Source organism: Hymenobacter latericoloratus (genome assembly GCF_014199535.1).
In the GTDB taxonomy this organism is placed as follows: Bacteria; Bacteroidota; Bacteroidia; order Cytophagales; family Hymenobacteraceae; genus Hymenobacter; species Hymenobacter latericoloratus.
In genome coordinates this window covers 345,182-357,094 of record NZ_JACHNV010000002.1, presented here as the reverse complement: position 1 = coordinate 357,094, position 11,913 = coordinate 345,182, and the positions used below count along the sequence as shown (strand labels likewise).

10 protein-coding genes are annotated in these 11,913 nt (G+C 58.0%); all 10 read right to left on the bottom strand.

Annotation, left to right across the window (positions count from 1 at the left end; genetic code table 11):
* Window positions 1-31: 31 nt before the first annotated feature.
* Window positions 32-400: a copper resistance protein NlpE N-terminal domain-containing protein gene (locus GGU46_RS07235; protein WP_183402887.1), complete on the bottom strand. Its 369-nt coding sequence runs from the start codon at window positions 398-400 to the stop codon at window positions 32-34.
* 451 nt (window positions 401-851) lie between these two features.
* Complete coding sequence (locus tag GGU46_RS07230) at window positions 852-1,175, bottom strand: hypothetical protein (protein ID WP_183402886.1); 324 nt, start codon at window positions 1,173-1,175, stop codon at window positions 852-854.
* A gap of 113 nt (window positions 1,176-1,288) precedes the next feature.
* Window positions 1,289-4,537, bottom strand: coding sequence for a carbamoyl-phosphate synthase (glutamine-hydrolyzing) large subunit (gene carB, locus GGU46_RS07225; protein ID WP_183402885.1), 3,249 nt, complete (start codon window positions 4,535-4,537; stop codon window positions 1,289-1,291).
* An 81-nt stretch (window positions 4,538-4,618) separates the two neighbouring features.
* Complete coding sequence (locus tag GGU46_RS07220; RefSeq protein WP_183402884.1) at window positions 4,619-4,909, bottom strand: GIY-YIG nuclease family protein; 291 nt, start codon at window positions 4,907-4,909, stop codon at window positions 4,619-4,621.
* A gap of 466 nt (window positions 4,910-5,375) precedes the next feature.
* The gene (carA, locus tag GGU46_RS07215; RefSeq protein ID WP_183402883.1) at window positions 5,376-6,464 is read right to left on the bottom strand and encodes a glutamine-hydrolyzing carbamoyl-phosphate synthase small subunit; all 1,089 of its coding nucleotides are present in this window, start codon (window positions 6,462-6,464) and stop codon (window positions 5,376-5,378) included.
* Window positions 6,465-6,999: 535 nt separating this feature from the next.
* Window positions 7,000-8,139: an aspartate aminotransferase family protein gene (locus tag GGU46_RS07210; protein WP_183402882.1), complete on the bottom strand. Its 1,140-nt coding sequence runs from the start codon at window positions 8,137-8,139 to the stop codon at window positions 7,000-7,002.
* Window positions 8,140-8,225: 86 nt separating this feature from the next.
* Window positions 8,226-8,624 (bottom strand): hypothetical protein, encoded by a 399-nt coding sequence (locus tag GGU46_RS07205; protein ID WP_183402881.1) that lies wholly within the window; start codon window positions 8,622-8,624, stop codon window positions 8,226-8,228.
* A gap of 48 nt (window positions 8,625-8,672) precedes the next feature.
* The gene (gene argC / locus GGU46_RS07200) at window positions 8,673-9,653 is read right to left on the bottom strand and encodes an N-acetyl-gamma-glutamyl-phosphate reductase (protein ID WP_183402880.1); all 981 of its coding nucleotides are present in this window, start codon (window positions 9,651-9,653) and stop codon (window positions 8,673-8,675) included.
* Window positions 9,643-10,830: an argininosuccinate synthase gene (argG, locus tag GGU46_RS07195; protein WP_183402879.1), complete on the bottom strand. Its 1,188-nt coding sequence runs from the start codon at window positions 10,828-10,830 to the stop codon at window positions 9,643-9,645. Before argG ends, argC begins: the two co-directional genes overlap by 11 nt.
* 202 nt (window positions 10,831-11,032) lie before the next feature.
* Window positions 11,033-11,473 carry a GNAT family N-acetyltransferase gene (locus tag GGU46_RS07190; protein ID WP_317171868.1) on the bottom strand — a complete coding sequence of 147 codons (441 nt, stop codon included), beginning with the start codon at window positions 11,471-11,473 and terminating at the stop codon, window positions 11,033-11,035.
* Window positions 11,474-11,913 lie beyond the last annotated feature (440 nt).

The following is an 11,913-nucleotide window of genomic DNA, read 5'->3' as shown; positions in this document are numbered from 1 at the left end:
TTCGCGTTTCGTTGCGAGGGTTGAGGCGGAGCTACTTTGTAGGTCGTTGAAGCAGGAGCGTATAATAACATCTGTAGAAATCGTAATCCTTGATTGAATCTTCTTTCGAGTAAAGCTTAATCGTGTCGCCTTTCACTCTAAAGTATTCTTTGTTAAAAAAGCCTTTTGGCTTTTGGCGGCGCGAATTCAGCACCAGGTAGTTTCCCTTTCGCTGCCAAGTGCCTTTATCCTTCAGCACGCCTTTGCTATGATGGTACCAGGAAGAATAGGTAAAGGTTGAATCCGAATGAAGAGTAAGCGTAATTCCGGAATAGCGCGGTCGGCCTCCTTCATATACCTGAACAGGGTCTGGGGCGAGAAGCAAAGTCGCTGCTAGCCCAGAGCAGATAAGTAGTTTCATATGAAAGTTGGTAATGGCATGGCATTGAGGACAACAAAGCGGTAAGGCCAAAACAAGGAGCGGAGCCAATCGGCTCCGCTCCTTGCCAACCCCGGTTAGCCGATCCAGTGCCGGGCCGCGGCGGTAAGCACCGCCTTGACCAGCTCCTGAACCAGCCACCACCAACGGAAACCATTTTCGGGCTGCGTTGGTATAGGTTTGCGAAGGCGGACGTTACGTCTTACCTTCGACGCACGATTTCTTCTCATTGCGACAAGAAGTTAGGTGCTTCTTCCACCTACTTCTCGAAGCCCTTGGTATTCCAGTACCAAGGGCTTCACCTTTTCAGGAGGCAGCCGTGTGGTGAGGTGGAATAACCGTGCGGTCGAGCGAAGGTACGAAGTGCCGCCTAGCGCTACTTCTCCTGTCTAGTCCTTATTTGCGGCCCTTGCTCGGGTAGCCTTGTTGACGGCTATTTCTGTTTAGCCTGGGTGTGGTACATGATTACAAATTCCTGCGCCTCCCGCAGATTGTCAGGATACCGAACATAGTTTTCAACCTTGCCATTTCGCACTGGATTCTCATCCGTGTGATAGATGTGCTGGTATGAAAACCCATGTTCAACGAGGAACTTCACCGTTTCCCATTTAGCCGTTTCCGTTTTCTTCGGCGGACGAAACCGGTGCGGCAGTCGAATCATCTGCTGCCCACATTCCCTGCACGTCATTTCGCCAGTAATACCAAAAGGCATATTGAATGCTTTGTGACAGTTCAGGCAAACGTTTTTATGTCCCATCGTTGGCAAGCAAGTAAAGGATGACTACCACCAGAAACACAAGAACGTCATGCAGAGCACGCGAGATGTCTCGACAAGCTCGACATGACGTTCTGATACAGTCCGCTAACTTCCTACAGCACCGGCTCGGTTTGCGCCTTGAACTCCTTCCAGCTCTTGATGCTCAAGTCCTCCAGCTTCAGCGTGGTGAAGGCGTGGATGAAGGCTTTGGCCAGGCGGGCGTTGGTGATGAGCGGAATGTTGAAATCGACGGCCGTGCGGCGGATTTTGTAGTCGTTGTCCAACTCGCCCTTGGTCGTGTTCTTGGGAATGTTGATGACCAGGTCGATTTTCCGCTCGCGCAGGTAGGTCAGGGCGTTGGGCTCCTGCAGCTCGTCGGGCCAGTAGACCAGGGAGCTGGGCACGCCGTTTTCGGCGAAGAAGCTGTGCGTGCCGTGCGTAGCGTAGATGGTATAGCCGCGCTGCACCAGCACCTGCGCCGATTCCAGCAGGGCTACTTTCGACGTCAGCGGGCCGCTGGACATCAGCACCGTCTTCTCCGGAATGCGGTAGCCCACCGACAGCAAGGACTTCAGCAGCGCTTCCTCGGCCGTGTCGCCCAGGCAGCCCACTTCGCCGGTGCTGGTCATGTCCACGCGCAGCACCGGGTCGGCGCCCTGCAGGCGGGTGAAGGAGAACTGCGAGGCTTTCACGCCCACGAAGGGCAGGTCGTACACCAGCTCACTCGCGTCGCGGTCCACGTGCTGGCCGAGCAGCACTTTCGTGGCCTTCTTGATCAGGTTGTTGCCCGATACCTTGCTCACGAACGGGAAGCTGCGCGAGGCGCGCAGGTTGCACTCGATAACGCGGATTTCGCGGTTTTTCTCCAGGAACTGGATGTTGAACGGCCCGCTGATCTGAAAGCGCTTGGCAATCTTCTCGGCAATGACCTTGAGCTTGCGCACTGTGCCCACGTACACGCGCTGCGGCGGGTAGTACATGGTGGCGTCGCCGGAGTGCACGCCGGCAAACTCCACGTGCTCCGAAATGGCGTACGACACGATTTCGCCCTTGTCGGCCACCGCGTCCAGCTCGATTTCCTTAGCATCCTGGATAAACTGCGACACCACCACCGGGTACTCAGCGCTGACCTCGGCGGCCAGCTTCAGGTACTCCTCCAGCTCCCGCGGGTTCGACACCACGTTCATGGCCGCGCCCGACAGCACGTAGCTCGGGCGGATCAGCACCGGGAAGCCCACCTGCTTCACGAAGTCGTAGATGGCCTCCATGGTGGTCAGCTCGCTCCAGCGCGGTTGGGCAATGCCCAGCTCGTCCATGATGCTGCTGAACTTGTGGCGGTTTTCGGCCTCGTCGATGCGCGAGGCGGCGGTGCCCAGGATGGGCGCGCCGGCCGCTTCGAGGCGGGTGGCAATGTTGTTCGGAATCTGCCCGCCGGTGCTCAGAATCACGCCCTGCGGCTCCTCGAAGTCCAGAATATCCATCACCCGCTCGTAGCTCAGCTCTTCGAAGTACAGGCGGTCCGACACATCGTAGTCGGTCGAAACGGTTTCGGGGTTGTAGTTGATGATGATGGACTTGTAGCCTTCCTCGTTTACCGTCTGGGCCGCATTCACGCCGCACCAGTCAAACTCCACCGAGGAGCCGATGCGGTACACGCCCGAGCCCAGCACCACCACCGACTTGTCGGTTTCGGGTTCCAGGTCGTTTTCGGTGCCGTGGTAAGTGAGGTAGAGGTAGTTGGTCTGGGCCGGGAATTCGGCCGCCAGCGTGTCGATTTGCTTGACCACGGGCACCACGCCCAGGGCCTTGCGGCGGGCGCGCACCAGCATTTCGTTGGCCTTCACCTCGGCCGGACCGAGCAATTGCACGGCCAGCTGCTGGTCCGAGAAGCCCGACTTCTTGGCCTGGCGCAGCAGGTCGGTGTCGAGGGCGTCGAGGCCGCCCTGCTGGCGCGTTGAGGCGAGTTGCAGGCTCAGCTGGTAGATGCCGTAGAGGCGCTGCAAAAACCACCGGTCGATGCGCGTCAGCTCGTACACGCGCTCCACGTCGTAGCCGGCCTGGAAGGCCTCGTTGATGGCGAAGATACGCTCCTCGTTCGGCTCGCTCAGCAGCCGGTCGAGGTCCGCGAGGTCGATGGGCTCGGGCTTGTTGGCCACGAAGCCGCGCCGGCCGGTATCCAGCATGCGCAGGCCCTTCTGCACGGCTTCCTCGAAGGTTTTGCCGATGGCCATGACCTCGCCCACACTCTTCATGGCCGAGCCGATCTGGCGCTGCACGCCCGAAAATTTCCCTAGGTCCCAGCGCGGCAGCTTCACCACCAGGTAGTCGAGCGAGGGCTCGAAGAAGGCCGAAGTGGTCTGCGTCACGCTGTTTTTCAGCTCGGCCAGCGAGTAGCCCAGGCTGAGCTTGGCGGCCACGAAAGCCAGCGGGTAGCCCGTAGCCTTGGAAGCCAGCGCCGAGGAGCGCGACAAACGGGCATTCACCTCAATCACGCGGTACTCCTCCGAGTGCGGGTCGAGGGCGTACTGAATGTTGCACTCGCCCACGATGCCCAGGTGGCGGATGGTCTTGATGCCGATGCTGCGCAGCTTGTGGTACTCGCGGTTGCTCAGCGTCTGCGACGGGGCCACCACGATGCTCTCCCCGGTGTGGATACCGATGGGGTCGAAGTTCTCCATGTTGCAGACGGTGATGCAGTTGTTGAACTGGTCGCGCACCACCTCGTACTCCACCTCTTTCCAGCCTTTCAGCGACTCTTCCACCAGAATCTGGTCCGAGGTCGAGAAAGCCTTCTGGGCCAGGGCGCGCAGCTCGTCCATGTTGTTGGCGAAGCCGCTGCCCAGGCCACCTAGGGCAAAGGCGGCGCGCACGATGATGGGGAAGCCAATCCGCTCCGCGGCGGCCAGGGCGTCTTCCATCGTCGTCACGGCTTCGCTGCGGGCCGTGAGCACGCCGATCTGGTCGAGCTTTTCCTTGAAGATGTCGCGGTCCTCGGTGTCGATGATGCTCTGCACGGGCGTGCCGAGCACGCGCACGTGGTACTTCTCAAACACGCCGGCGCGGTACAGGGCCACGGCGCAGTTCAGGGCCGTCTGGCCGCCGAAGGCCACCAGAATGCCGTCGGGCTGTTCCTTTTTGATGACTTCCTCCACGAAGTAGGGCGTCACGGGCAGGAAGTACACGTCGTCGGCAATGTCGTCCGACGTCTGCACGGTGGCAATGTTGGGGTTGATAAGGATGGTGCGGATGCCTTCCTCTTTCAGCGCCTTCAGCGCCTGCGAACCGGAGTAATCGAACTCCCCGGCCTCCCCGATTTTGAGGGCACCGGAACCGAGGATGAGGACTTTGTTGGGTTTGTTCATTAGGTCGTGTGTGTTCAATCAGAACGTCATGTTGAGCGGAGCGCAGCGGAGTCGAAACATCTCTACCGCTTCGTCGCAAAATCAACCAGTCCAGGTTTCTAAATCAATTGGTTGCCAGCTCGGATTAAACGCGGCAATCAGCGCATCTTTCTTCTTCCGGGTCCAGCCTTTCAGCTGCTTTTCCCGCGCTATGGCCTGCGTGGCATCGGGGCAGATTTCAAAGTACACCAGCAAATCCGCCTGATACCGCCCGGTGAACTTCCCGGCGTCGCCCCGCCCGCTGCTGTGCTCGTGCAGGCGGCGCTGGAGGTCATTCGTCACGCCGATGTAGAGCACTGTTTGGGTGGGGTTGGTCAGGATGTAGACGTACATTCTGATTATTATGGTTTGCGAACAAGGGTAAAATATTCTTTGTAAAAACTATAGTTTTTGATAGAATCCTCTCTGGAATAAAACTTTAATGTATCACCTTTCAAAACGAAGCTTCTATTATGAAAAGCAGCGTTTTTCTTTTTTGAATCAAGAATTAGCTTACCAGGTGCGCTACGCCATATTCCTTTATATACACCTACTTTCCTCTGTCCGCTATGGTACCAAGCAGAGTAAGTAAAAGTTGAATCCTGATAGAGTATCAGAGTAAGGTGGGAATGGTATCGGCTGCCTCCTTCATATTTCACCAATACCGGAGGTTTAAAGAACAGGGCCATTGCAGGCAGCAGAACTAAGAATCTCATCGTGTTTTGTCGAAATATGGCGTACTCCATGACTGTACTAGCGAAGCGGTAGAGATGCTTCGGCAAGCTCAGCATGACGTTCTTTTTCGGTCGTTCTGCTACTGCTACTTGCCCGCCTTATACTTCTCTACCTCGTCCAGGAACTGGTCGAAGAGAAACTCCGTGTCCTGGGGGCCACCGGCGGCTTCGGGGTGAAACTGGGTGGAGAAAAAGGGCTTGGTTTTGTGCTTGATGCCTTCGCAGGTGCCGTCGTTCAGGTTCTCGAACAGCATGTCCCACTCGGCCGGCAGCGTGGCGGTGTCCACCGCGAAGCCGTGGTTCTGGCTGGTGATGTAGCTGCGCTGGGTGCCGGTGAGCTTCACCGGCTGGTTGTGGCTGCGGTGGCCGTACTTGAGCTTGAACGTGTCGCCGCCGGCGGCCAGGCCCATGAGCTGGGAGCCCAGGCAGATGCCGAAAATGGGCTTGTCCTGCTGCAGGGCTTTCTGCAGGTGCTCGATGGTGGGCACGCACATTTTCGGGTCGCCGGGGCCGTTGCTCAGGAACAGGCCGTCGTAGTCGAGCTGGGTGAAGTCGTAGTCCCAGGGCACGCGGATCAGCTCCACGTCGCGCTCCAGGAAGCAGCGGATAATGTTGGTCTTGGTGCCGCAGTCCACCAGCACGATTTTGTTTTTGCCGGTGCCGTAGTGCTGCACGCCGTCGGGGCTCACCTGGGCCACCAGGTTGTCCTGGTTGGGGTCGTGCAGAGGCACGTCCTCCCCGTCGGCCACGATTTTGCCGAGCATGGCGCCCTTCTCGCGCAGCTTCTTGGTGAGCATGCGCGTGTCCACCCCGTAGATGCCGGGGATGTTGTACTCGGCCAGCCACTCGCCCAGGCTCTTGGCGGCGTGCCAGTGGCTGTGCTCCTCGGAGTAGTAGTTGACCACCAGGCCGGCCACGTGAATCTTGTCCGACTCGAAAATGCGGGAAATCGACTCGTACAGCTCCTCGCCCGGCACGCCGTAGTTGCCCACGATGGGGTAGGTGAGCACCAGAATCTGCCCGGCGAAGGACGGGTCGGTGAGGTTTTCGGGGTAGCCGGTCATGGCCGTGCTGAACACCACTTCGCCCGCAGACGAGGTAAAGGCGCCAAAAGATTGGCCCTCGATTTCGGTGCCGTCTTCGAGAATGAGTTTTACCGATTTAGCGTTTTCCACTCTGTTTTGCGAAAAAAGGGTTTACTCTATGGATGGTTTTCTGCGGTAGTCAGGCCCGTGGCTTTCCCGTTGTGTTAGGCGGAGGCGGCAAGTATGCCTATCAGCCCCGCCAACTCTACTCCGCATCCTGCCTCTGGAAGGGGATGCGACGATTTGAAAAATCCCGCTGCCGGGCGTCTGGTGAGTGCGTGGCGTGGCCTCGGCCGGCTTTCGGAACCGCCCGGATACAATTTCGGCTGGAACAGAACCAAACAGTAGGGGTCTATTCCAGCCGAACGAGGAGGTAAGCCAAACGGGAGCGAAAGAAGGTAGTTCAATCGGTCCCGCACCCGGCCGCTCCCAGATGTCAGGCATCGGGAAGTCGGGCGGGCACAACTGCTGGAAGGAAAAGGGGGAGGCTGTTCTTTCGGGGAAAGAACCGGCCGGTTGCTGCGCAGGAGTCACCAATGGCAGCGGGCAGCTTGTCAGAAGGGGAGCGGGGCTCGGGAGCTTCAGGGTGCTACTCATTGGGGCTGCAAGTTAGGCCACAGGTCGTTTACTTTTTCACTTCGGCCGGAATTAATGCGTACAGCGCCTGCAAAAACCGGTCTACCTCGGCTTTAGTAATATTGAGCGGGGGCAGCAGGCGCAGCACCGTGGGGTCGGAGGCGTTGCCTACGAAGATGTGATGCTCCGAAAGCAGCTGGTCGCGCACGTCCTTGATGGGGAAGTCGTACTTGATGCCCACCATCAGGCCCCGGCCCCTAATTTCCTCGGCGCCGGCGTTGGCTTCGAGCTCCGAGCGGAGGTAGTGGCCTAGCTCGGTGGCGTGGGCCAGCAGGTTTTCCTGCTCAATTACTTCCAGCACGGCCAGCGCGGCGGCGCAGGCCAGGTGGTTACCCCCAAACGTGGTGCCCAGCAAACCATAAGACGCCTTCAGCTCCGGCGCAATCAGGATGCCGCCGATGGGGAAGCCGTTGCCCATGCCTTTCGCCACCGAAATAACATCGGGGCGGATGCCGGCGTGCTGGTGGGCGAAGAACTTACCGCTGCGGCCGTAGCCGCTCTGCACTTCATCGGCAATCAGCAGGGCGCCGTACTGCTTGCACAGGGCCGCCAGGGCAGTCAGGAAGTCATCGGAAGGCATGATGATGCCGCCTACCCCCTGAATGGGCTCAATGATGGCCGCGCACACGTCGCCGCCCTGCAGCACCTGCTCCACCGCCGCTAGGTCGTACTCCACGAAAGAAATGGCGTGGTCGGCGTTGAAAGGCGCTACAATTTTGGGGTTATCAGTAGCCGCCACCGCACCGCTGGTGCGGCCGTGAAAAGCGCCTTTGAAGGCCACCGCGCGCTTTTTGCCGGTGTGGAAAGACGCCAGCTTCAGGGCATTCTCGTTGGCCTCGGCGCCGGAGTTGCACAGAAACAGCGAGTAGTCCGCGTAGCCCGATACCTGGCCTAGCTTCTCGGCCAGCTCCCGCTGAATCGGAATCTGCACCGAGTTGGAGTAGAAGCCGATGTTCTGCAGCTGCTCCGTGAGACGCTGCACGTAGTGCGGGTGGCTGTGGCCGATGGAAATAACAGCATGGCCGCCGTAAAAATCCAGGTACTCCTGGCCCTTATCGTCCCAAAGTTTCGCTCCCAGTGCCTTTACCGGCGTGATGTTGACGAGCGGATATACGTTGAAAAGGTTCATGTTTCTTGGTGATGTCAGAGTGGTTAGCAACTAGAACGTCATGCTGAGCTTGCCGAAGCATCTCTGCCGCTTCGTTGAATTTGATTTTAACGACGGCCCGCAATTATTTCTTGGACAGTTGAGGAGGTCAAATCCCGACGCCTATCTATATCTAGGAGTCTGTCGCTGAACAACTGTGCTTGCAGCCATTTTTGCTCAAAAGTGGCTGCAGCGATGACGTTTTCAGGTAATTCTAGTTCTTGATTCAAATCAGTTTCAGATAAGTAACAAGTACCAGCTTGTTTGCAGGTATGAGGGTTAATATAGGAGTAGAGTAAAATCCTCCCGTAATCTTCAACCTGCCTTAAAGGCTCTAGATTTTCACCATACTCAACATAAGCAAAGCCTTCACCGAAAAGAGTATCCTCCTGATTAGCATATTTATAGTAGTAATTCATGTTTTCAGCTCTTAAAGGGGGCAGGAAGAAATAGTTTAAAGGTTTCAACGAAGCGGTAGAGATGCTTCGACAAGCTCAGCATGACGTTCTGCGGGGTTAAAACAGCCCCGCTTTCAAGCCTAGGCCAGTCGTTTCCGGCAGACCGAATAGCAGATTCATGTTCTGCACCGCTTGGCCCGAAGCGCCTTTCACGAGGTTATCGATAACCGAGGTGATGAGCAGTTGCTTGCCAAATTTCTGGACGTGCAGCAGGCACTTATTGGTGTTTACTACCTGCTTCAGGTGAATTTCCTTATCCGAAACCGTAGTGAACGGCGCATCTTGGTAGAACTGCTGATACAGCTCCCGGGCCCCTTCCTGGGTCAGGTCCGAGGGCGTGTACACGCTGGCGAAAATGCCCCGCGAGAAGTTGCCGCGGTAGGGAATGAAATTGATGTCCAGTTCCAGCTGCGGCTGCAGCTGCGCCAGGCTCTCCCCTATCTCGCCGAGGTGCTGGTGGGTGAAGGGCTTGTAGATGGATACGTTGTTGGTGCGCCACGAGAAGTGCACCGTCTCCGACAAACTCTGGCCCGCGCCCGTGCTGCCCGTAATGGCCGATACGTGCACATCGTCCGTGAGCTTTCCGGCCTGGGCCAGGGGTAGCAACGCCAGCTGAATGGCCGTGGCGAAGCAGCCGGGGTTGGCAATACTCTGAGCCTGCTGGATGCGGCTTCGGTTCAGCTCGGGCAGCCCGTACACAAACTCCCTACCCCCAAACTCGGCGTCAACCTCCAGGCGGAAGTCGTTGCTGAGGTCGATGATGTGGGTGGTTCCGGGCAGCTCGTGCTGGGTCAGCCAGGCCTTAGAGTTGCCGTGGCCCAGGCACAGGAACACCACGTCTTCATCACCGGCCAGCTCCGCGGTAAACACCAGGTTCGTCTCGCCCACCAGGTCATCGTGCACCTGGGCGATGGGGTTGCCGGCGTTGGAAGAGCTGACGATGGCGCCCAACTCGGCGTACTCGTGATGCAGTAGAATGCGGATGAGCTCCCCGGCGGTGTAGCCGGCGCCGCCTACGATGCCAACCTTAATTTTCATCGTTGAATGAGCTGTGAATCCGTAGCTGGTTGCTGAAGATTTTGATGAAGCCTTTGGCGTCGCGGCCGTCCCAGGCGTCGTTTTCCTCCCCGTAGGTGGCCACTTTGGAGCGCATCATGTCGTAGCGCGACTCAATGCCTTGCAGCTCGAACTGGTACGGCTTCAGCGTCACGAACACCGTGCCCGACACCCGCTCCTGCGACGACGCGAGGAAGGCTTCGAAGTCGCGCATCACCGGGTCGAGGTACTGGGCCTCGTGCAGGAGCGTACCGTACCAGTTGGCCACGTAATCTTTGTGCAGCAGCTGCCAGCGGCTGGAAGTGTGCTTTTCCAGCAAATGGTGAGCCTTCAGCAGAATCAGCGGGGCCGGGGCCTCAAAACCGACGCGACCCTTAATGCCCAGAATCGTGTCGCCCACGTGGGTGTCGCGGCCAATGGCGTAGGCACCGGCCAGCTCGTTCAGGGCCTGAATCAGCTCCACGGGGTTCATGGCCTTGCCGTTCAGCGCTACCGGCTCGCCTTTCTCAAAGGTAATTTCGACGGTAGCAGGCTTGGTTTCGCTGAGCTGGGTGGGGTAGGCCGACTCCGGCAGGGCCTGGTGCGAGGTCAGGGTTTCGACGCCGCCCACACTGGTGCCCCAAATGCCCTTGTTGATGGAATATTTGGCTTTTTCCCAGCTCATCTCGAAGCCGTGCTGGTGCAGGAAGTCAATCTCGGCCTGGCGCGAGAGCTTCAGGTCGCGGATGGGCGTGATGATTTCCGTGTGGGGCGCGATAACCGAGAAAGCCACGTCGAAGCGCACCTGGTCGTTGCCGGCGCCGGTGCTGCCGTGGGCAATGTAGTCGGCCTTGTGCTCCCGGGCGTACTCGGCCAGGGCCAGGCTCTGGAACATGCGCTCCGCACTGACGCTCAGCGGGTAGGTATCGTTCTTGAGGATGTTGCCAAAAATAAGGTAGCGCAGGCAGTCCTGGTAGAAACGCTGGGTTACGTCAATCACCTCGTGCTTCGCGGAGCCCAGCTCGTAGGCGCGCTTCTCGATGCCGGCCAGCTCTTCCTCGGAAAAGCCACCGGAGTTGACAATGACCGTGTGCACTTCCAGGCCCAGCTCCCGGGTCAGATACACAACGCAGTAGGACGTATCCAAGCCGCCGCTGTAGGCTAATACTACCTTTTTCATGTAGTGGCAAAAGAGATTTTTAGAATGTTTTGCTTGGCTAAGCCTCCTCGTTTGAGATGAAGGCCGGACGCACTATTCGGCCGCTCGTCGTTGGCCCCGTTGATCTTCGGGTGCGGAACCTGTTGCCGCTGGTCATCCAAGCACAAAGGCTTGCGTTTCAATGGATAGTCCAAACGGCTTGCTCCGGCTCCGCAGGGTTGCGCTATTGCTCCCGGCTGATGATGTCGATGGTGGCCTGGCTGAATTGGTCGTTCAGCGTGTCGTACACCATGCCGGTGCACAGGCACATTCTGCGCTGGTTTTCCATCAGAATGCCGTAGTTTTTGCAGCTGGAGCAGCCCTTCCAGAAATCGTCGCTCTGCGTCAGCTCGGGAAAGGTAACCGGGCGGTAGCCCAGCTCGTTGTTGATCTTCATCACGGCCGCCGAGGTAGTGATACCGAAGATCTTAGCCGCCGGATACTTCGTGCGGGAAAGCTCAAACACGCGGTGCTTGATGGCGCGGCCCAGGCCCTCCTTGCGCAGTTCCGTGTTCACAATCAGCCCCGAGTTCACCACGAACTTGTTGTCCTCAAAGGTTTCGATGTAGCAGAAGCCGGCCAGCTGCTCTTCCAGGAAAGCAATGATAGCGTCTCCTTTTTCCATCTTCTTTATCAGATAGTTAGGGTCACGCTTGGCAATCCCGACCCCGCGCGTTCTGGCAGATTCGGCATACCATTGACAGAGGGTTTCCACGTACTGCGCATCAGCAGCATTGGCTACGCGTAAAATCATGGTCAAGACTCGGTTGGTTGCCTGGCTATACGGCAACGGACTCGGAAAGACAAGCAAGGGGAGGGAGCCAGAGCGCAGCGGCCGGACAAGGCGTCGCGGCGGCCGGTACCGTGTTCAGTACCCGCACAAAAGCTCAGGAAAAGAAAGAAGGCCCACGGTACACGCCCGCTACGCGGGTTGTGCGCTGTACTCACTGGGGCAAGGGTGCACTACGGCCTACACTCGTGTCAATTCGTTACTCGTAGAAACTTTCTTCCGTGGGCCGCTACTTGTTGTGGCCCCTTCGCCGGGTTTTGGTACTGGTAAAACCT